Below are 21097 nucleotides of genomic sequence, written 5' to 3' on the forward strand. Positions count from 1 at the left end.
GCCCGGCCTCACGCCTTCGGCTTGGGCTTCCGGGTCGCCCATGCGGGTGCCGCGCGGCCGACATCCGCCCGCTTGCCCAGATAATCGCGGAAATCGGCGAAGCCACGCACGCGCGCCGGATCGGGCCAGGCCACGCCGGCCGTCGATGAGAGGATGCAGGCATCCAGCAACCCACCGTCCTTGTATTTCTGCAAGGCGACGCCGAGTCCCCGCGCCATTTCCGGCAACTGCGCCACCGGAAAGACCAACATGCGGTGATTCTGGCCCAGCACCACCACATGGTCGCCCTCAACCGGCAGGCAGATGCGCGCGCTCTCATCGTCCTTCAGGTTCAGCACCTGCCGCCCGGTACGCTTTTCCGCCACCATGTCCTCATCGCGCACCACAAGGCCACGTCCGGAACTGGAGGCCAGAAGGTGCCGTCCGCCCTCGCGTACAGGGAACACCGCCACCACATCCTCGTCGTTCGACAGATCGGCCAGCAGGCGGATCGGCTGGCCATCGCCCCGCCCACGCGGCAGGTCGGCGGCCCGCAGCGTAAAGGCCCGCCCATCGGTCGCGAAGAAGCACAACCGGTCGGTGGACTGGCATTCCACCGCGAGGCGGAACCTGTCCCCCTCCTTGAATTTCTGCGCCGCCGGATCGACCGCATGGCCCTTGACGGTCTTGACCCACCCGTTCGCCGACATGATCAGGGTCAGCGGCTCGCGCTCCACGGCCTCCACCACCGACACGTCGATGGCACGCGGCGGGTCCGCCAGTTCAGTGCGCCGCGCACCCAGCTTGCCACCGCCGAACGCCTTACGGATCTCCTTGATTTCCCCGGTGATCGTCTTCCAGCGCAGGGCCTCGCTCTCCAGCAGGTCATTCAGGCCCGCGCGCTCGGCACTCAGCTCGGCATGCTCCTTGCGGATCTCGATCTCTTCCAGCCGGCGCAGGCTGCGCAGCCGCATGTTCAAAACCGAATCCGCCTGCAACTCGGTCAGCGAGAACGTGGCCATCAGCCCGGCCTTCGCATCATCCTCTTCGCGGATGATGCGAATCACCTCGTCAAGATTGAGGTAGACAGCCAGGAAACCGTCCAGAATCTCCAGCCGGCGATCCACCGCCTGCAACCGATGGCGACTGCGCCGTTGCAGCACCTCATGCCGGTGGTCCAGCCACGCCTGCAACACCGCGCGCAGATCGCGCACGCCGGGCACCCGGTCGGCCCCCAGCACATTCATGTTCAGGCCGAAGCGGCTTTCCAGCGGCGTGGCGCGGAACAGCGTCTCCATCAGCACTTCAGGCTCGACGCCGCGCGATTTCGGCTCCAGCACCAGCCGAATGTCGGTGGTGCTCTCGTCGCGGATATCGCCCAGAAGCGGCAGCTTCTTCTGCTCCATCAGATCGGCGATCAACTCGATCAGGCGCGATTTCTGTACCTGGTACGGAATTTCCGTCACCACGATCTGCCAGGTGCCGAAGCGCCCCGGCTCCACCGCCCAGCGGGCACGGATGCGAATGCTGCCGCGCCCGGTCTCATAGGCCTGCAACAGCGTCTCGCGATCTTCCACAATGACGCCGCCGGTCGGAAAATCCGGTCCAGGCATCAGCGCCATTAGGTCCGCCACGCTGGAATCGGGCTTGCGGACCAGCAGCATCGCCGCGTCGCAGATCTCGCCAACATTATGGGGCGGAATATTGGTGGCCATGCCCACCGCGATTCCCGCGGCCCCATTGGCCAGCAGGTTCGGAAAGGCCGCCGGCATGACGACGGGCTCTTCTTCCTCACCATCGTAGGTCGGGCGAAAATCGACCGAATCCTCGTCGATTCCCTGCAACAGCGCACGCGCGACCTCGGTCATCCGGGCTTCGGTGTACCGCATGGCCGCCGCGTTATCGCCGTCGATCGAGCCGAAATTCCCCTGCCCTTCGACCAGCGGGTACCGCACGGCAAAATCCTGCGCCAGCCGCACCAGCGCCTCATAGACCGAGGCATCGCCATGCGGATGGTATTTACCGATCACGTCGCCGACGACGCGGGCGCATTTCTTGAACCCGGAACTCGGGTCCAGCCGCAACTGCCGCATCGCGTAGATCATCCGCCGATGCACCGGCTTCAGCCCGTCGCGCACGTCGGGCAGCGACCGCGACATGATGGTGGACATCGCATAGGCCAGATAGCGCTCGCTCAACGCCTCCGCGAGGGGGGTCTCCTCGATATGGCCACTGGTTTCCACTGACATGCGCGCTCCTCCTGTCCGGGGGGAACAGATAGAGAAAAGACAGGATTTGTCCATCACGCGGATGAATGGCGAACGAACGATCAGGCCGTAGCCGCCAGCGCCCCGATCATATCCACCAACCGCAGACGCGCCGCCGGCAGCGGCCGATGATGCTGGCCGAAGGCGTCGCGCGCCAGGAAATACCCCGTCAGCCGCAACCCATCCTGCCAGTCGATGCTGGTGCCGGGGTCGGTCTCATCCATAAAAAGAGGCGGCAGACGCAGCAGGCGCGGTCGCCACGTCCCGGCCCCCGCGTCGCTGACTGCCCGTCCAGTCCGGGGCGATACCCAGGCCAGCCCCTCCGTCGCCCCCGTGACCGCACAGGCCGACAGATCAAGGCCATAACCCAGATCACTCAGCAGACAGGCCTCCCACCGCAACAGGGCCGCCATGCCGTTCCACGCCGCCATATCGGGGTCGAGGCTGATCAGGGCAAAGAAACGGGTCAGAAGATGGAAGATGCGGGGATGGGGCTCCCGTTCCGGCAGGCTGCTATCCGCCACCGCACAGACCGAGGCCAGCATGGCCAGAGCCAGCGGAGCGGACATCACCCGCGCCGCCGACCCATGCACCAGTTCGCCGGAGAGATTGCCCAATTGCTCGGGCAGACGTCCACGCCAAACGGCCCGGACCAGATTACCGGGCTGCCACAAGGCCCGCCCGGCGCGCGCGGCCCCACCGCGCGACAGACCGTGGAACAATCCATGTTCCTCGGTCAGCAGATGAACGATGGCGCTGCTCTCCCCGTACGGGGCCGCAGACAGCACAAGGGCGGGTGCCTCCCATTCCATCAGGAAGGCCCCGCCCCGTTCATGCCGTTACCGGGCGTCGATCAGCCGCCAGCGGCCTTCGCGACTTCAGCCGCGAAGTCGTTCTCTTCCTTCTCGATGCCTTCACCGAGCTGGAAGCGCTCGAAGCCGTTCAGCTTCGCACCGGCCTTCTCGACGACCGCGCGCACGCGGCTCTCGCCGTCATGCACCCACACCTGCTCCAGAAGAACGACTTCCTCGTAGAACTTGCGGATACGGCCATCGACCATCTTCTCGATGATCGCCTCGGGCTTGCCCGACGCACGCGCCTGCTCGACCAGCACAGCGCGCTCACGCTCCAGCGAAGCCGGATCGACGCTGTCGATATCCAGCGCGGCCGGGCGGGTCGCGGCGACATGCATGCCGATCTGGCGGCCCAGCGTCTCCAGCGCCTCGCTCTCGGACGGCGCTTCGATGGCGGCGAGAACGCCGATCTTGCCCAGGCCCGGACGCACGGCCGAATGGATGTAGCTGGCCACGACGCCCGACGGCACGCTCAGCACGCGGGCGCGACGGATCGACATGTTCTCGCCGATGGTCGCGATCAGGTGCGTCAGTTCGTCGGCAACCGTGCGGCCGCTCTCGAGCACGACGTCCTTGATCTTCTCCAGATCCTCGCCGGCGACCAGCGCGGCCTTGGCCACGGCCTCGACGAAACCCTGGAAGCTCTCGTTGCGGGCAACGAAATCGGTCTCGGCGTTCACTTCGACGATGGCGGCACGGTTCGGAGCCGAAGCCACGCCAACCAGGCCTTCCGCCGTGACACGGCCCGACTTCTTCGCTGCGGCGGCCAGACCCTTCTTGCGCAGCCAGTCGATGGCCGCTTCGATCTCGCCAGCGGCCTCGTTCAGGGCCTTCTTGCAATCCATCATGCCGGCGCCGGTCTTCTCGCGAAGTTCCTTCACCAGAGCTGCGGTAATCTCCGCCATATCCGTCTCTCCTCAAGGCAGGGGCGCGCCCTGCCTTCCGGCCGGACACGCCCGCGCTTTCATATCGTCAAGACCCCGTCCCGGATGAGCCGGGGTCCTTTCAGCGATCCGCCGGGATCAGACCGCCGGAGCGGTCTCGGCTTCCGCTGCCGCCACTTCGGCGGCGGTGTCGATCGGCAGTTCCTCGGCAGCGCCGAAATCCTCGCCCGAGGCGCCCAGCTCGGCCGAAATGCCGTCCAGCACCGCGCCCGACACCAGCTCGCAATACAGGGCGATGGCACGGATGGCGTCGTCGTTGCCCGGAATCGGGAAGGTCACGCCGCGCGGGTCGGAATTGCTGTCCAGGATCGCCACGACCGGGATACCGAGCTTGTTGGCTTCCTCGACCGCCAGCTTCTCCTTGTTCGTGTCGATCACGAACAGGATGTCCGGCAGGCCGCCCATTTCCTTGATGCCACCCAGCGAGCGCTCGAGCTTCTCGCGGTTGCGGGTGATGTCGAGGATTTCCTTCTTCGTCAGGCCGTGCGTGTCGCCGCTCAGCATGTCGTCGATCTGGCGCAGGCGCTTGATCGAACCGGTGATGGTCTTCCAGTTCGTCAGCATGCCGCCCAGCCAGCGATGGTTGACGTAATACTGGCCGGAGCGCTTCGCGGCTTCGGCGATCTGGTCGGCGGCGGCCCGCTTGGTGCCGACGAACAGGACGCGGCCGCCACCGGCAACGGTGTCACGGATCGCCTTGAGGGCGCGGTCCAGCATCGGCACCGTCTGCTGCAGGTCGATGATATGGACCTGGTTGCGCACACCGAACAGGAACGGCGCCATGCGCGGGTTCCAGCGACGGGTGTGATGGCCGAAATGAACGCCGGCTTCCAGCAGTTGGCGCATGGTGAAATCGGGCATAGCCATGATGGCTGAATCCTTGATCTTCTGGTTGGTCCTCCGCGAGACCCCCGTCCCGCTCAGGGACACCAGAGGAATTGCCTCGCGTGCGAATTGCCGGTGTCTCCACCGACGGGCGTCCTATGGCCATTTTTGCCCCGCAATGCAAGCGGAGCGTCGCAGAAAACCGCAGCTTCAGCCCTGCTCCACGCGCGCGACACCCGCAACGGCCCGGATCGCCTGGGCCATGCGCGGCGTCACGCGATAGGCGCCGCGCAACGTCACCTCGACATCCCGCGTCTCGGCCACCGACGGCAGCAACACGACCTTGCCCCGCCCCCCCCGGCTGTCGGCCAGAATGTCATGGATCGGCGGCACCGCGTCCTCGCAGTCGAACCAGATGCGCAATTCGGCGGCGGCCTCGGCCGCAGCCTGCTCCAGCGAGACCACCTCGCTGGCGGTGATGCGCAACGCCTCCCCATCCAGCCTCAGGTCCGCCGTCACCAGGATCGCGCTGCCGGCGGTCAGGATCTCGCGTGTGCGCGACAGCACCTCGGAAAACAGCGTGACCTCGCATCCCCCGCTGGAATCGGAGAGCCGAACCCAGGCCATCTTGCTGCCGGTGCGCGTCGGCCGCTCCTTGCGGTCGACCACGCATCCCGCGATCTTCACTCGGGTCAGCCCAGCCTGGGCCGCGGCCTCCAGCCCCGTCGCCCGCACCGCGCCCAGTCGGCGCAGCAGCGGCCCATAGGAATCCAGCGGATGCGCGGTCAGATGAAAACCGATCGCCTCGGCCTCCATCCCCAGCCGCTCGAATTCCGGCCAGTCCACCACGTCGGGCAGCCTTAGCGGCTCAGGCTCCGCCGTCGCGCCACCGCCACCGAATAGCCCGATCTGCCCACTGGCCGCTTCCTCCGCCTGTGCGTTTGCCCGCCGCAGCACGGTTTCCGCCGCCGCTGCAACCAGACGGCGGTTGGGCGTAATGGAATCGAAAGCTCCCGCTTTAGCCAGGTTCTCGATCTGCATCTTGTTCAACTGTCGCGGATCGACCCGCGCCGCCATGTCAGCCAGGTCGGAGAACGGGCGTCCCCCGCGCGACACCACCAGCGCCTCCATCGCCGAGAAACCGACCTTCTTCACCGCCGCCAGGGCATAGCGAATACCCAGCCGCCCATCGGCCAGCCGCTCGACGGTAAAATCCGGACCTGAAGCGTTGATGTCGGGCGGCAGCACCGGGATGCCCAACCGCTCGGCTTCCTGCCGCAGCGCCGCCAGCTTGTCGGTCTTTTCCCGCGCCAGCGACATACATGCCGCCAGAAAAGGCACCGGATGGTTCGCCTTCATCCACGCCGTCTGGTACGACACCAGGGCGTAGGCTGCGGCATGGGATTTGTTGAACCCATAATCCGCGAACTTGGCCATCAGATCAAAGACCTCGACCGCCTTCTCGCGGTCGATCCCTCGTCCCACCGCGCCTTCGGTGAAGATCTCGCGCTGCGTGTCCATTTCCGCGCGAATCTTCTTGCCCATCGCGCGACGCAGCAGGTCGGCGCCGCCCAGGCTGTAGCCCGCCATTTTCTGGGCAATCTGCATCACCTGCTCCTGGTAGACCATGATGCCGTAGGTCTCTTCCAGGATAGAGCGGATCTCCTCGTGCGGCGGCTCCCACGCTTCGCCATGCTTGCGCCGGCAGTAATCGGGGATATTGGCCATCGGCCCCGGCCGATACAGCGCCACCGCCGCGATCAGATCCTCCAGCCGCGTCGGCCGCATCTGCTTCAGGACGTCGCGCATGCCAGCACCTTCGAACTGGAACACGCCGCCGGTATCGCCGCGCGCCAGCATCTCGTAGGTCAGCGCATCGTCCAGCGGCAGGGCCGACAGTTCCACCGTCTCCCCCAGCCCCTTGAGGAACTGCACCGCGCGCTGGAGAATCGTCAGCGTCGTCAGGCCCAGGAAGTCGAACTTCACCAGCCCCGCCTGCTCGACGAACTTCATGTTGTACTGCGTCACCAGCATGTCGCTCTTCGGATCTCGATAGAGCGGCACCAGTTCGACAAGCTGCCGGTCGCCAATCACCACGCCAGCGGCATGGGTGCTGGCATGACGATACAGGCCCTCAAGCTGCTGGCCGATCTCCAGCAGGCGGCGAATCGCCTCGTCGTCGTCGCGCATCTCCTGCAACCGAGGCTCGCCCTCGATCGCCTGCTTCAGGGTGACGGGCTTGGCCGGATTGTTCGGGATCAGTTCCGCGACCTTGTTGACCATGCCGAACGGCAGGCCCAGCACGCGCCCGACATCGCGCACCGCCGCCCGAGCCTGCAATTTTCCGAAGGTGATGATCTGCGCCACCCGGTCGGAACCATATTCCCCCCGCACGTAACGGATCACCTCGTCACGCCGGTCCTGACAGAAATCGATATCGAAATCCGGCATCGACACGCGTTCGGGGTTCAGAAACCGCTCGAACAGCAGATTGAAGGGAATCGGGTCGATATCGGTAATCGTCAGCGCCCAGGCGGCCAGCGATCCCGCGCCAGATCCGCGCCCCGGCCCCACCGGAATGTCATGCGCCTTCGCCCACTGGATGAAGTCCGCCACGATCATGAAATAGCCGGGGAACCCCATCTTCGCGATGATATCGAGTTCGAAGGTCAGTCGGTCGCGATAGACCTGCCGCGTCGCGTCGTCCATCGTCATGCGCGCCAGGCGGTTTTCCAGCCCCTCGGCCGCCATCGACCGCAGCGTCTCTTCCTCGGTCGCCCCCGGCTGCACCTTGGGGCACACCGGCAGCAGCGGCTTGCGCGTCTCCACCCGCACCGCGCAACGCCGGGCAATGGCCAGCGTATTGTCGCAGGCCTCCGGCAGGTCGGCGAACAGTTCGCGCATCATCTCGGGCGGCTTGAACCAGTGCTCCGGCGTCACGCGCCAGCGGTCACGCTCGGCGATCGTCCGGCCCTGCGCGATACACAGCAGCGCATCATGCGCCTCATACATTCCCGGATTGGGGAAGAAACATTCATTGGTCGCCACCAGAGGCAGCCCCAGCCGGTCGGCCAGCGCGATCATGCCCGGTTCCACCGCCTGTTCGACCGGCAACCCATGGCGGTGCAACTCCACCGCCAGCCGGTCGCCAAACGCCTCGTGCAAAGTCTCCAGCAGCCGGGCAGCCTCGTCCTGCTGCCCATCGGCCAGCAGACGGAACAGCGGCCCCCGCGTCCCACCGGTCAGCAGGATCAGCCCTTCGGCGCGTGCGCACAGCGTCTCCAGCGACACGGTCGGTTCCGCGGTATCACCCTGCAGGAACCCCTGCGAGGACAGATATTGCAGGTTCATCAGCCCGATATCGTCCTGCGCCAGCAGTACCACAGGCTCCACAGGCAGGCCCGGCTTGTCTCCACGCGGCGGCAGAGCAATTTGGCAGCCAATGATCGGCTGCACGCCCTTGCCCGAGCAATATTGCGAAAATTCAAGGGCGCCGAACAGATTGCCCGTATCGGTGATCGCCACCGCCGGCATCCGCATATCCTTCGCCATCCCGGCGATATCCGCCACCCTGATCGCCCCCTGGCTGAGCGAATAGGCGGAATGAACACGAAGATGGACGAAATCGGCGTAGGACATGCCGCAACTGTATCACATGGCCTTCGTTCTTTTTTGAAAAAAGACCCAAAAAACGCCTGACCCGTTCAGGAGCTTTATACTTTCACCTTACAAAGGTCCAAAACCGCGAAAAGTCTTTTTGCTTCTTTTTCTTCAGAAAAAGAAGGTCTTCCCTCGCCCTCTACCGACTCAAACTCAGATCCATCAATTGCCCATCCCGCAGCGTCACCACCCGGTCCATCCGCGCCGCCAGTTCCTCGTTATGGGTCGCAATCAGCGCCGCCACCCCATGTCCCCGCACGATATGCAGCAATTCATCGAACACGGCGCCGGACGTATTCACATCCAGGTTTCCCGTCGGTTCGTCGGCCAGCAGAAGGCCCGGCCGGTTGGCCAGGGCACGGGCGATCGCCACACGCTGCTTCTCGCCACCCGACAGCCGCCCCGGCAGATGCTCCAACCGATGCGCCAGCCCGAACGAGCCCAGCAGCGCCTCCCCCCGCACCCGTGCATCGGCACGGCGGACACCCGCGATCAATTGCGGCAGCACCACATTCTCAAGCGCCGTAAATTCCGGCAGCAGATGATGCGCCTGATAGACAAAGCCGATCATGCGCCGACGAATCGCCGTCCGTTCCAGGTCGCCCAGCCGTCCGGCATCCTGCCCGCCAACAATCACCGCTCCCGCATCCGGCGATTCCAACAGACCCGCCAGATGCAGCAGGGTCGATTTGCCCGTCCCCGAGGGGGCAACCAGCGCCACGATTTCACCCGCCCGCAAGGTCAGGTTCACCCCCCGCAGCACATCCAGCCGCTCGTCACCGCTGCGAAAGGTACGGCAGACATCGCGCAGCACCAGCGGGGTCGCGGCTTCATCATTCATGGCGCAGGGCCTCCACCGGATCCGTCCGCGCCGCGCGCCAGGATGGATAAAGCGTCGCGAGCAGCGACAGCACCAGGGCCATACCGATCACCTCGAACACCTGCGGCCACACCAGCTTTGCCGGCAGGCGCTCCAGATAATAGATTTCCGGATTAAACAGATTGGTACCGGTCAGCGATTGCAGGAACTGGCGAATCCGCTCGATATTCAGGCAGAACACGATCCCTATCGCGGTGCCGATCGCCGTCCCCGTCACACCAACCGATGCCCCGCACATCAGAAAGATGCGCATGATCGCACCCCGCGTGGCCCCGATGGTCCGCAACACCGCGATATCGCCCGTCTTGTCCTTCACCATCATGATCAACGACGAAATCACGTTAAACGCCGCAACCAGCACGATCAATGTCAGGATCAGGAAGAGCACGTTCTGCTCCACCTGTACTGCGCCGAAGAACGCATTGTTGCTCTGCGTCCAGTCCAGCACCCGCACTCTCGGATCGCCGACGATCGCCTGCTCGATCGCCTGACGCACGGGGCGCACATTCGTCGGGTCCCGCGTCATCACCTGGATCTGCGTTACCTGCGCCGGCATCTCGAAATAGATCTGCGCCGCCGCCAACGGCAGAAACACATAACCCAAATTATAATCGTTCATGCCGGCATCAAAGATGCCAACTACATGATAGGCGCGAATGCGCGGCATGGTGCCGAACGGGGTCGCCGCCCCGTTCGGCGAGATCAGCGTGATCTTCGACCCCACCGAGAGCCCCGCCCGTTCCGCCAACGTCACGCCGATAATGATCGCATCATTGCCGACAAACTTGTCCAGCGACCCGGCGACCAGGGAATCGCTGACCTCATGCAGGTCTCGCAGCCCCTGCATGCTCATGCCCCGCACCATCCCGCCCGCGTTGTACGAGCCGGAATTGAGCAGGGCCTGCCCCTCGATCAGCGGCGTCACCGTCACCACGCCCGGCACTTGCCGCACCGTGGCGGCCAAATCGTCATAATCCCCGATGGTCCGGGCCACGCCGAACAGGCTCAGATCACCATTCAGGCCCAGGATTCGCCCCATCAGGTCGGCCTTGAACCCGTTCATGACCGACATGACGATGATCAGCGTTGCCACGCCCAATGCGATACCGACCAGCGAGAAGATGGCGATGACCGATACGAACCGCTCCCCCTTGCGGGCGCGCAGATACCGGCCGGCAACCGCCCGTTCGAACGGACCGAACATGGATCAGCCCCCGAGAATACGCGCCAGAGCCTCGTCCACCGGCAGTTCCAGGCGCGTGCCATCCGCACGGCGCTTCAGTTCCACCACCCCGTCCTTCGCCCCACGCGGGCCGACGATGATCTGCCACGGATGCCCCATCAGATCGGCATCGGCAAACTTCACACCCGCCCGCTCGCTCCGGTCGTCATACAGGAATGCTCCCGGCGCGGCGGCATAGATCGTCTCACAGATGGCGTCGCATGCCGGGTCGCCCGATTTCAGGTTCAGGATCGCGGCACGGAACGGGGCCACATTGTCGGGCCAGATAATGCCGTTCTCGTCATGGCTGGCCTCGATGATCGCGGCGACCAGACGCGAGACACCGATCCCGTACGAACCCATTTCCGGATAGAGCGGCGCGCCATCCGGCCCGCTGACGGTGATTCCCATCGATTCGGTATATTTGCGGCCGAAATGGAAGATATGGCCGACCTCGATGCCCCGGCCCTCGCGCCGGCGCTCAACCGGCACGTCCGCCCAGGCCGCCTCGTCATGCTTCTCGTCCGTCGCGGCATAAAACGAGGTCATGCGGGTAAAGAAGGCATCCAGCGCGTCCCGATCATTGATATCCACCGGTTCCGACAGCCAGTCCTGCGCCTCGAACGCGCTGTCAAAAAACACGCCGCTTTCACCCGTCGGCGCCAGGATCAGGAATTCATGGCTCAGTTCGCCGCCGATCGGCCCGGTATCGGCCACCATCGGAATCGCCTTCACGCCCAGCCGCTGGAACGTGCGCAGGTAGGCCAGCATCATCCGTCGATAGGAATCGACCGCCGAGGCGTAATCGACGTCGAAACTATAGGCATCCTTCATCAGGAATTCGCGCCCACGCATCACGCCGAAGCGCGGCCGCACTTCGTCGCGGAACTTCCACTGGATATGGTACAGCGCCTGCGGCAATTCACGATAGGATTTGATCACCTGCCCGAAGAGGTCGGTAATCATCTCCTCGTTGGTCGGTCCATACAGCAATTCGCGCTCATGCCGGTCCTGGATACGCAGCATTTCCGGGCCATAAGCATCATAGCGGCCCGACCGCTTCCACAACTCGGCCGACTGGACCGTGGGCATCAGCAGTTCCTGCGCCCCGATCGCATCCTGCTCCTCGCGCACGATGCGCGCGATATTTTGCAGCACGCGCCATCCCGCCGGCAACCAGGCATAGATCCCCGCCGCCGTCTGGCGGATCAGCCCGGCCCGCAACATCAGCCGGTGGGAAATGACCTGCGCCTCGGCAGGATTCTCCTTGAGAGTGGGCAGAAAGCCACGCGACAGACGCATACCGTTATCAACCTCGAAAAACCGGCGGAGCGCCGGGTGGATCATTATTCAGGACAAGAGGAATACGCCAGAATCCGCGCCGCCGCCATGTCCGCTAACGCGGCCCGCACGAACACCCAACTGTGAAGGGCCAACGCCGTCCGGACCCGTTCAACAAGCGCGTGAGGCTGATGACAGGCCAGGTCAGGACACATAAAGTGCGGCCACCCAATCCGGAGGAAGCGCCGGGTTTAGGGAAAAAACGTCCAGGGCCGGCAGGAAGGGCGACGCGCCCCTTTCTGCCGCAACCCTCATGAAGGACGCGATGACCCGGACCTGAAACCTCTGCGCGTTCAGATCCCTGGCCATACCCGATCAACCGACAATGCGACGGCCGTCCGATCTCTGAAATTCGCAGGCGAATTTCAGAGGCACGGCATCAGACCCGCAGGAGATGGACGTCGACCAGCGGCCGCTTCTGCAATTTCCGCCCGAGCGCCCGGCGCAACGCCGTCTTCGCCGCCTCGCGGAAGGTATTGTCGTCCCGGCGCAACTCGTCGGGGATCTCGTCCAGCGCGTTGCCGAACTCTTCCGTCAGGCGGGCGGTCTCCGTGTCCTCGGGGTCCAGCAGTCCGGGCGCGCTCACCTTCGGGTCGCCGATCAGATAGCCTTCATCATCCACCGCGAAGCTGCCCATCACGATGCCGTTGAACAGCATGCGCCGACGCGCCGCCAGCACCCCGCCATTCATCGGCAGCAGTCGGCCGCCATCCAGCACGAGCCGGCCGGTCGGCGCGGTGTCTACGACCTCGACCGTACCCGGCGCGAGGTTCAGGATGTCGCCATCCTCCAGCAGGATCGGCAGCACCCCCTTCTCGCGCGCGATCGCGGCATTGGCCGTCAGATGGCGCCACTCGCCATGCACCGGCACTGCAAAGCGCGGCCGCACCAGATCGAACAACCGCCGCACATCGCCGCCCGTTGCATGACCGGACACATGCACCAGATGGTCGCGGTCGGTCAGCACCCGTACCCCGCGACGGGTCAGATTGTCCTGGACCTGCATCACTGCCTGCTCGTTCCCAGGGATCATACGGCTGCTGTAGATGACCGTATCCCCCTGCCCCAGCGAGATGTTGGGGTGGCTGTCGCTGGCGATGCGCGAGAGGGCCGAACGCGGCTCGCCCTGACTACCGGTGATGATCATCACCACTTCATCGTCCGGCAGCGAATTGGCTTCCTGCTCGGAGAGGAAGGGCGGCACATCGGCCAGATAGCCGCATTCCCGCGCCGACACATCCAGATTGCGCAGCGAACGGCCAACGATCACCACCGACCGCCCGGCCGCCTGCGCCGCCTTGGCGATGGTCTCGATACGGGCCACGTTGCTGGCGAAACAGGTCACGGCGATGCGCCCGCTCAGCGAGGCGATCAGATCGGTCATGCTCCGCCGCACGTCGGATTCCGACGCTGACGGTCCCTGCGTCATCACATTGGTGCTGTCGCAGACCATGGCCAGGACGCCCTCGTCGCCCAGAGCCTCGAACGCCGCCACGTCGGTGGGCGGCCCCACCATCGGCTGAGGGTCGAACTTCCAGTCGCCGGTATGCACCACGATGCCATGCGGCGTGCGCAGCACCACTGCCTGGGCCTCAGGCACCGAATGCGTCACCGGGATAAAGCGCAGGTCGAACGGCCCGACATTGAACCCGCCACCGGGAGCGATGACGTGGATCTTCACCTGCTGGGTCAGATGCGCCTCGCCCAGCTTGCGGCGCAGCACCGAGGCGGCAAAGGGCGTGGCATAGACCGGGCAGCCCAGACGCGGCCACAGATGGGCAACCGCCCCCAGATGGTCTTCATGCGCGTGGGTAATGACCAGGCCCGCCAGATCCGCCTTGCGATCGACGATAAAGACCGGGTCCGGCATCAGGATCTCGGCCTCGGGCGTGTCGTTGCCGGAAAAGCCGATACCGCAATCGATGGCAAGCCAGGTGGACCCCAGCCGGTAGAGATTCAGATTCATGCCGATCTCGCCCGTTCCGCCCAGAGGCAGAAAGGCCAGACCATCATTGGTGTCGTTCATAACCTATCCTTTTGTACCAACACGAATCATGACGGGAAAACAGCCCCTTCATGAGAATATGCATATCGGGATGGCCCGCGCGGCCCGCGAGGGGCCTGCCGGCATCTCTCCCTTTGTGGACAGCGATTCTGTCCACCAGACTCCAACGCCCCCTTCGGGGCAATCCCACCGTATCCGGCCGCATGGCCCTTCCGATCGGAGCCTGGAACACCCGTTCCCGCTCGACGATCATCGGCCCCATACGACCCTAAAACCCTGACCGGCCGTCAGGTTCCCGCCCGCCCGGACACCCCGGCAGCGTCACGGTCCAACAGCAGGATCTCGCCGGTCGAAATCCGTTTCGGCCCGTCGGCACAGTCCAGCAGGAGCATCCCCTGCTCGTCCAGACCCACAAACGAACCTTCTACCTGCCCGCTTTCGCCGCGCACTACAAGTCTCGTGCCAAGCGGGTGGGCTCGCTCCAGCCATGCCGCGCGCAGAGAACCGAACCCGTCAGAGCCCCACACCGCCTGCCAGCGATCCAGTTCAACACAGATCGCGCGGGCTACGGTCTCAGGGGCCGGCACGGTTCCATAATCGGCAACGCAGGCAAGAGTCCGCCCGGCAATCGAAGGCGCGGCCCGCAGATTGGCCCCGAACCCGATGACCAGCCACCGCCCCGTGGCATCGCTCCCGCTCTCGATCAGGATGCCGGCGGTCTTGCATCCGCCCAGCAGCAGATCGTTGGGCCATTTCAGCCGCAATTGCGCGGGATCGTGAACCCAGGGCAGGATCGCCCCATGAAAGGCCAGCCCGGCCACGAACGGCCAGAGCCCAACCGCACCTTCCGCCTCGACGGGGCGCAGCAGAACCGAGAAGGCCAGATTCCCGCCTGGGTCCTGCCAGTCGCGGCCCCGGCTTCCCCGCCCACTGGTCTGGCGCCGGGCCATGATCGCCAGACCAGCCTCGGCCCCGAGACCGGCCTGCACGACGCAGCGATCGGACGTAGACCCCAGTTCGTCATGAATCTCGAGGCGCCAGGCTGTCGCCCCCGGCACCGGCCGCGCCATCACCTGAACAGAGCCTGAGCCGCGGCCTGGGCCGCCGTCGAAACCGGCCCTAGCACCACCAGGAATCCTACGGTTGCAACCCCCATCCCGACGGAGACGAAGGACAGCGACAGGGGCCGCCGGTCAAGCGGCGCCGCCGCCTCATCGAAGAACATCACCTTGATGATACGCACATAATAATAGGCACCGATCACGCTGCTGACGACACCGACCGCCGCCAGCCCGAACAGGTGAGCATTGATCGCGGCATAAAACACCATCAACTTGCCGAAGAAACCGGCCAGCGGCGGCGCGCCCGCCATGCTGAACATGAAGATCGCCATCGCGGTGGCCAGTCCCGGATCGGTGCGGCCCAACCCGGCCAGATCGGCAATCCCCGTCACCGCCCGCCCCTTGCGACGCATGGCGATAATCACGGCGAACGCACCGACATTCATCAGCAGATAGGTCGTCAGATAAACCAGCGTCCCGCGCATGCCCTCTTCGGTACCGGCCGACAGGCCCATCAGCGCGTAGCCCATATGGCCGATCGAGGAATAGGCCATCAGCCGCTTGATATCGGTCTGCGGAATGGCGGCCAGCGACCCGAACAGCATGGAGACGATCGCAATGGCTTCGACAAGCATCTGCCATTGCGGCGCAACGTGACCGAACGGCCCGGCCATCACCCGCAGCAGCAGCGCGAAGGCCGCGATCTTCGGCGCACCGGCCATGAAGGCCGTCACCGGGGTCGGCGCGCCCTGATAGACATCAGGCGTCCACATATGGAACGGCACCGCCGACAGCTTGAAGGTCAGCCCCGCCAGCATGAACACGATACCGATCATCAGCCCCAGCGGCACGGCGGACGTCGCGCTGAGCGCGGTCTGGATGGCGCCATATTCCATGGTACCGGCAAAGCCATAGACCAGTGCCGAACCATAGAGCAGCAGCCCCGAGGCCAGCGAACCGAGCACGAAATATTTCAGCCCGGCCTCGGCGCCCCGCACATCGTCCCGCGCAAAAGCGCAGAGGATGTAGATGGCCAGCGACGACAGTTCCAGCCCGATGAACAGCGTCATCAGATTACCCGACGACGCCATCATCATCGTGCCGAGAGTCGAAAACAGCAGCAGGACCGGGAACTCGAATCGTTCCACCTTCAGCGCCCGCGCATAGCCGACCGTCAGCATCATGGCCGCCGCCCCGCCGGCCAGGCTGAGGATCTTCATGAAACGGGCAAAGCTGTCATTGACGAAGATGTGGTTGTAGCCGACCCCGTCCGGCGACATCACGACCAGGAACGCGGTCAGGGCGAAGGCGCCGATCGTCAGCATGGAACAGGAAAGAAAGGGCTGCCCCCTCTTCTGCACCACCCCGAAGACGAGGATCGCGAGGCCACACAGCGCCAGGACGATTTCCGGCAGAGCAAGTGTCCAGTTCATCGGTTCAAACCCGTTCCCGGAGATCAATGGAAGACCAGCAGGGTGGAGACGAGCACCACCAGGCCGATCAGCATCGTGAAGGCATAGATCGCGATCGAACCGGTCTGGGTCCGCACCGCCTGGGCAGCGGTTCCGGCCGTCATCCGGGCCAGGCCCTGCGGAATCCCCTCGATCACCCCTTCGTCCGCGCCCTTCCACAACAGGTTGGCCAGCGCGCGGTACGGCCGCACGAACAAATGGTCATACAGTTCGTCGAAATACCATTTGTTCAGCAGGAACAGATAGATCGGCCGCAGGCTGGTCGCGAACGACGCCGGAATGGTCGGGCTGGCGACATAGCAGAGATAAGCGACCAGAATCCCCAGCACACCGGCAAAGGTCGGCACCAGCGCAATCAGTTCCGGCGTCTGTTCCAGCGTCGCGATGACGGTGTTGCCCGGCGCATTCACGATCGCCCCGCTCCAGAACGCGGCCTGTCCCTCGCCGACATAGTACGGCGCCAGCAGCAGTCCGGCCAGCACCGCGCCCACGCCCAACAGAACCAGCGGCAACGTCATCCAGACCGGACTCTCATGCGCGCCCTCATGCAGGCGCGCATCGCGCGGCGTGCCATGAAAGACCAGAAAGATCAGACGCCAGCTATAGAGCGCGGTAATGAAGGCCGTAACGCAGCCCAGCGTCCAGCCATAGAAGCCCAGACCGCTATGGGCCATCCATGTGGCCTCCAGAATCGCGTCCTTCGACCAGTATCCGGCGAAGGGAAAGATACCGGCAAGCGCCAGGCTGCCCAGCCACATTGCACCATAGGTCAGCGGGATCTTCTTCCACAGGCCACCCATGCGGAACATGTTCTGCTCGTCATGAACGGCATGGATCACCGAGCCCGCACCCAGGAAGAGTAGCGCCTTGAAGAACGCATGCGTCGTCAGATGGAACATCGACGCCTGATAAGCCCCGGCCCCGACCGCCATGAACATGTAGCCAAGCTGCGAACAGGTCGAATAGGCGATGGTGCGCTTGATATCCGGCTGCACCAACCCCACCGTGGCGGCAAAGAAACAGGTCGTCGCGCCGATGAACAGGATGAACGCCTTGGTATCAGGCGCGAATTCCACCAACGGCGACATCCGTGCCATCAGGAACACGCCGGCGGTCACCATGGTCGCGGCATGGATCAGCGCGGAGACCGGCGTCGGGCCTTCCATCGCATCCGGCAGCCAGGTGTGCAGGAAAAGCTGCGCCGACTTGCCCATCGCACCGATAAACAGCAGCAGGCAGATCGTTTCATAGATCCGATGCGTGCCGAACAGCATGTAGGTGTCGTCGCCATGCGCCGGCACCAGCGCGAAGATATTGTCGTAGGTCACCGAGCCGAATTCGACAAACAGCAGCGCGATCCCGACCATGAAGAACAAATCGGCGACGCGATTGACCACGAAGGCCTTGATCGCGGCGGCACAGGCGCTGGGCCGATCATACCAATAGCCGATCAGCAGATAGCTGGCCAAACCAACGCCTTCCCAGCCGAAGAAAAGCTGGATCAGGTCGTTCGACGTCACCAGCATCAGCATCGCGAAGGTAAAGAGCGAGAGATACGAGAAGAACCGATAGGTCGGGGTCGTCTCATGCCCCATGTAACCAATGCTGTAGATATGTACGAGGGCCGAAACCGCCGTGACCATGGCGACCATCGACAGCGACAGCGTGTCCAGCCGCAGCGTCCAGGCAGCGTGGAAGCTCCCGGCGCGGATCCAGTCCGCCAATTGCACCACGACCGGCATGCCGCCGACATGCATCGCGGTGAACAGCGCCCCGCTGCCGCACAGGGCCGCGATCACCATGACGGACGTGGTCAGCGCCTTGGCTGCCCCATCGCCCATGATCCGCCCGAACAGGCCCGCCACAATGCAGGAAAACAGAGGCCCAAGGACCGCGATCTCAAAAAGGGTAGATGCCGTTTGCATGGCCCGCTCAGCCCTTCATCATGGTGATGTCTTCGACCTCGATCGACCCGCGATTGCGGAAATAGACCGTTACGATCGCCAACCCGATGGCGGATTCGGCCGCCGCGATGGTCAGGACAAACAGGGTAAAGACCTGCCCGGAAAGGTCGCCGAGTGCCGAGGAAAACGCGACGAAATTCAAATTCGCCGACAGCAGGATCAGTTCGATCGACATCAGGATGATGATGACGTTCTTCCGGTTCAGGAAAATGCCGAACACACCCAGAACCAGCAGGATGGCACTGACCGTCAGATAAGGCCCGATACCGATGCTTCCCAGTCCGCCGGTCATTGCGCCAGCCCTCCATGGTTGTCGGCACCGTGCTTCGGGGCCTCATCGACCGGCTTGCCCTGAGGCACGGGCTCGGCCGTCACCCCGTACGATCCGGGCACCGACGCGATGTAGTAGGATTGTTCCGGCCGGCGGAAACCGCCATTGGCGGCCACGCCCTGCCCCAGAGGCACGGTCATCATGGCAAGCGTATCCGCCACCGTGCGTTCGTGCTGCCGATCGATGTTCTGCCGACGCCCCATCGGCCGCTCGCGCAGCGTCAGCACGATCGCGCCGATCATCGCCACCAGCAGCACCAGACCGCAGGATTCGAACAGGAAGACGTAATGCGTATACAGCACGTCACCCAGCGCCGCGGTATTGGTCCGTCCCGGCGCCGCCACCACATGCGGCACGGAACCGATATCCTGCGCGACCTGCCAGTGGCTGAAAGCCAGCGCCAGTTCCGCCAGCAGCACCAGCCCCACCGCCGCCCCGAAGGGTGCATAACGCTGCAATCCCTCGCGCATCTGCGCGAAGCGGACATCGAGCATCATCACGACGAACAGGAACAGCACCGCAACGGCACCGACATAGACGATGACCAGGATCATCGCGAGGAATTCGGCCCCCGCGACCAGAAACAGACCCGCGGCATTGAAAAAGGCCAGGATCAGGAACAGCACGGAGTGAACGGGATTACGCGCGCTGACCACCATGCCGGCCGACAGGACCAGTACCGTCGCGAACACGTAGAAGACGATTTGGGTCATCATCGCTGACCTTCCTGCCGCATGGCTCTTTTCTCCCGCTGCCTCACTGGCTCGGCCTCTCCCTCAACGATAGGGCGCATCGAGTTCCAGCCGTCGTGCCAGGACACTTTCCCAGCGGTCGCCGTTGGCGAGCAGCTTGTCCTTGTTGTACATGAGTTCCTCGCGCGTCTCGGTCGCGAACTCGTAATTCGGCCCCTCGACGATCGCATCGACCGGGCAGGCTTCCTCGCACAGACCGCAATAGATGCATTTCGTCATGTCGATGTCGTAGCGCGTCGTGCGCCGCGACCCGTCATCGCGCGGTTCGGATTCGATCGTGATCGCCTCCGCCGGGCAGGTCGCCTCGCACAGCTTGCAGGCGATGCAGCGTTCCTCGCCGTTCGGATAGCGACGCAGGGCATGTTCCCCACGGAAACGCGGTGAGAGCGGCCCCTTTTCGAAGGGATAATTGATCGTCACCTTGGGCTTGAAGAAGGCCCGCAGCGTCGCGCCCATGCCGGCCACCAGTTCGGCCAGCAGAAAGGAACGGATCGTTCGATCGAGAGTACCCATCAGCTCGCTCCTCCCTGGGGCAGCAGCCCGGTTGCCAGCAGGAAGCCGGCCGTCAGCACCATCCACACCAGCGAGAGCGGAAGGAACACTTTCCAGCCCAGGCGCATAAGCTGGTCATAGCGGTAGCGCGGAAACGTCGCGCGCACCCAGATAAAGACGAACAGGCAGAACAGGATTTTCGCGATCAGCCACAGCGGCCCCGGTATCCAGGTAAAGGGCGCGATCCCGATCGGCGGCAGCCAGCCACCGAGGAACAGGATGCTGACCATCCCCGACATCAGGAACATGTTGGCATATTCGCCCAGGAAGAAGAGGCCGAAGGCCAGCGCCGAATATTCGACGAAGAAGCCGGCGACCAGTTCACTCTCGCCCTCGGGCAGATCGAACGGCGCGCGATTGGTTTCCGCCAGCGCCGAGATGAAGAAGATGATGAACATCGGGAACATCGGCAGGCAGAACCAGACATGGCGCTGCGCCAGCACGATGTCGTTCAGGTTCAGGCTACCCACCGCCAGCAGCACCGACACGATCACCAGGCCGATCGACACCTCATACGACACCATCTGCGCCGCGGCGCGAAGGCCGCCGAGAAAGGCGTATTTCGAGTTCGACGCCCAACCCGCGATCAGCACGCCATAGACCCCCAGCGAAGAGATCGCGAGCAGATACAGCACCCCGACATTGATATTGGCGATTGCCCAGCCATCATTGGTGGGAATGACCGCCCAGGCCGTCATGGCCAGCGAAAAGGTCAGGAAAGGCGCGAACAGGAACAGAAACCGGTTGGCCCCGGACGGGATCACGGTTTCCTTGGTAATCATCTTGATCGCGTCGGCGAAGGCTTGAAGCACGCCGAAGGGGCCATTGACGTTCGGCCCCTTGCGAAGCTGCATCGCCGCCATGACCTTGCGTTCGGCCAGTGTCAGATAAGCCACGCCCAGCAGAAGCGGCACCAGAACGGCCAGGGCTTCGAGAACCGTCAGGATCACCTGACCGATCATTGTGTGCAGAAAGAAATGCGCCACGT

16 protein-coding genes are annotated in these 21097 nt (G+C 64.2%); all 16 read right to left on the reverse strand.

From position 1 onward, the window contains the following. Positions 1-8: 8 nt before the first annotated feature. The gene (parC, locus tag ABF821_RS04975; RefSeq protein WP_182973522.1) at positions 9-2228 is read right to left on the reverse strand and encodes a DNA topoisomerase IV subunit A; all 2220 of its coding nucleotides are present in this window, start codon (positions 2226-2228) and stop codon (positions 9-11) included. Between the two features lie 80 nt (positions 2229-2308). Continuing rightward, a complete protein-coding gene (gene recO / locus ABF821_RS04980; protein WP_415529243.1) occupies positions 2309-3058 on the reverse strand; it encodes a DNA repair protein RecO in 750 nt (249 codons plus the stop codon). A gap of 41 nt (positions 3059-3099) precedes the next feature. Continuing rightward, positions 3100-4005, reverse strand: a complete 906-nt coding sequence (gene tsf, locus ABF821_RS04985) for a translation elongation factor Ts (protein ID WP_183009146.1) — start codon at positions 4003-4005, stop codon at positions 3100-3102. Between the two features lie 117 nt (positions 4006-4122). Beyond that, positions 4123-4911, reverse strand: a complete 789-nt coding sequence (gene rpsB / locus ABF821_RS04990; RefSeq protein WP_182964058.1) for a 30S ribosomal protein S2 — start codon at positions 4909-4911, stop codon at positions 4123-4125. A 168-nt stretch (positions 4912-5079) separates the two neighbouring features. Next, positions 5080-8508, reverse strand: a complete 3429-nt coding sequence (gene dnaE, locus ABF821_RS04995) for a DNA polymerase III subunit alpha (protein WP_415529244.1) — start codon at positions 8506-8508, stop codon at positions 5080-5082. A 160-nt stretch (positions 8509-8668) separates the two neighbouring features. Next, entirely contained in the window at positions 8669-9370 is a 702-nt protein-coding gene (locus ABF821_RS05000; protein ID WP_415529245.1) for an ABC transporter ATP-binding protein, read from the reverse strand. Beyond that, the gene (locus ABF821_RS05005; RefSeq protein ID WP_415529246.1) at positions 9363-10613 is read right to left on the reverse strand and encodes a lipoprotein-releasing ABC transporter permease subunit; all 1251 of its coding nucleotides are present in this window, start codon (positions 10611-10613) and stop codon (positions 9363-9365) included. The genes ABF821_RS05000 and ABF821_RS05005 overlap by 8 nt, the downstream gene beginning before the upstream one ends. Positions 10614-10616: 3 nt before the next feature. After that, the gene (proS, locus tag ABF821_RS05010; RefSeq protein WP_183009142.1) at positions 10617-11933 is read right to left on the reverse strand and encodes a proline--tRNA ligase; all 1317 of its coding nucleotides are present in this window, start codon (positions 11931-11933) and stop codon (positions 10617-10619) included. A gap of 418 nt (positions 11934-12351) precedes the next feature. Then, the gene (locus tag ABF821_RS05015; protein ID WP_415529247.1) at positions 12352-13998 is read right to left on the reverse strand and encodes a ribonuclease J; all 1647 of its coding nucleotides are present in this window, start codon (positions 13996-13998) and stop codon (positions 12352-12354) included. 266 nt (positions 13999-14264) lie between these two features. Beyond that, complete coding sequence (locus ABF821_RS05020) at positions 14265-15047, reverse strand: biotin--[acetyl-CoA-carboxylase] ligase (protein ID WP_415529254.1); 783 nt, start codon at positions 15045-15047, stop codon at positions 14265-14267. After that, positions 15047-16471 (reverse strand): NADH-quinone oxidoreductase subunit NuoN, encoded by a 1425-nt coding sequence (nuoN, locus tag ABF821_RS05025; RefSeq protein WP_415529248.1) that lies wholly within the window; start codon positions 16469-16471, stop codon positions 15047-15049. The genes ABF821_RS05020 and nuoN overlap by 1 nt, the downstream gene beginning before the upstream one ends. Before the next feature lie 23 nt (positions 16472-16494). Further along, positions 16495-18435, reverse strand: coding sequence for an NADH-quinone oxidoreductase subunit L (gene nuoL, locus ABF821_RS05030; RefSeq protein ID WP_415529249.1), 1941 nt, complete (start codon positions 18433-18435; stop codon positions 16495-16497). Between the two features lie 7 nt (positions 18436-18442). Beyond that, entirely contained in the window at positions 18443-18766 is a 324-nt protein-coding gene (gene nuoK / locus ABF821_RS05035; RefSeq protein ID WP_012227311.1) for an NADH-quinone oxidoreductase subunit NuoK, read from the reverse strand. After that, positions 18763-19521 (reverse strand): NADH-quinone oxidoreductase subunit J, encoded by a 759-nt coding sequence (locus tag ABF821_RS05040; RefSeq protein ID WP_182973512.1) that lies wholly within the window; start codon positions 19519-19521, stop codon positions 18763-18765. The genes nuoK and ABF821_RS05040 overlap by 4 nt, the downstream gene beginning before the upstream one ends. Before the next feature lie 60 nt (positions 19522-19581). Further along, the gene (nuoI, locus tag ABF821_RS05045; RefSeq protein WP_183009138.1) at positions 19582-20070 is read right to left on the reverse strand and encodes an NADH-quinone oxidoreductase subunit NuoI; all 489 of its coding nucleotides are present in this window, start codon (positions 20068-20070) and stop codon (positions 19582-19584) included. Continuing rightward, positions 20070-21095, reverse strand: coding sequence for an NADH-quinone oxidoreductase subunit NuoH (gene nuoH / locus ABF821_RS05050; protein WP_182949730.1), 1026 nt, complete (start codon positions 21093-21095; stop codon positions 20070-20072). Before nuoH ends, nuoI begins: the two co-directional genes overlap by 1 nt. Positions 21096-21097: the final 2 nt, after the last annotated feature.

The sequence above is a fragment of the Gluconacetobacter sp. genome (assembly GCF_047721585.1).
Taxonomy (GTDB): domain Bacteria; phylum Pseudomonadota; class Alphaproteobacteria; order Acetobacterales; family Acetobacteraceae; genus Gluconacetobacter; species Gluconacetobacter dulcium.

Coding starts and splice junctions, on each gene's coding strand:
- parC (WP_182973522.1), bottom strand. CDS start 2,228: ATGTCAGTGGAAACCAGTGGCCATATCGAGGAGACCCCCCTCGCGGAG.
- recO (WP_415529243.1), bottom strand. CDS start 3,058: ATGGAATGGGAGGCACCCGCCCTTGTGCTGTCTGCGGCCCCGTACGGG.
- tsf (WP_183009146.1), bottom strand. CDS start 4,005: ATGGCGGAGATTACCGCAGCTCTGGTGAAGGAACTTCGCGAGAAGACC.
- rpsB (WP_182964058.1), bottom strand. CDS start 4,911: ATGGCTATGCCCGATTTCACCATGCGCCAACTGCTGGAAGCCGGCGTT.
- dnaE (WP_415529244.1), bottom strand. CDS start 8,508: ATGTCCTACGCCGATTTCGTCCATCTTCGTGTTCATTCCGCCTATTCG.
- ABF821_RS05000 (WP_415529245.1), bottom strand. CDS start 9,370: ATGAATGATGAAGCCGCGACCCCGCTGGTGCTGCGCGATGTCTGCCGT.
- ABF821_RS05005 (WP_415529246.1), bottom strand. CDS start 10,613: ATGTTCGGTCCGTTCGAACGGGCGGTTGCCGGCCGGTATCTGCGCGCC.
- proS (WP_183009142.1), bottom strand. CDS start 11,933: ATGCGTCTGTCGCGTGGCTTTCTGCCCACTCTCAAGGAGAATCCTGCC.
- ABF821_RS05015 (WP_415529247.1), bottom strand. CDS start 13,998: ATGAACGACACCAATGATGGTCTGGCCTTTCTGCCTCTGGGCGGAACG.
- ABF821_RS05020 (WP_415529254.1), bottom strand. CDS start 15,047: ATGGCGCGGCCGGTGCCGGGGGCGACAGCCTGGCGCCTCGAGATTCAT.
- nuoN (WP_415529248.1), bottom strand. CDS start 16,471: ATGAACTGGACACTTGCTCTGCCGGAAATCGTCCTGGCGCTGTGTGGC.
- nuoL (WP_415529249.1), bottom strand. CDS start 18,435: ATGCAAACGGCATCTACCCTTTTTGAGATCGCGGTCCTTGGGCCTCTG.
- nuoK (WP_012227311.1), bottom strand. CDS start 18,766: ATGACCGGCGGACTGGGAAGCATCGGTATCGGGCCTTATCTGACGGTC.
- ABF821_RS05040 (WP_182973512.1), bottom strand. CDS start 19,521: ATGATGACCCAAATCGTCTTCTACGTGTTCGCGACGGTACTGGTCCTG.
- nuoI (WP_183009138.1), bottom strand. CDS start 20,070: ATGGGTACTCTCGATCGAACGATCCGTTCCTTTCTGCTGGCCGAACTG.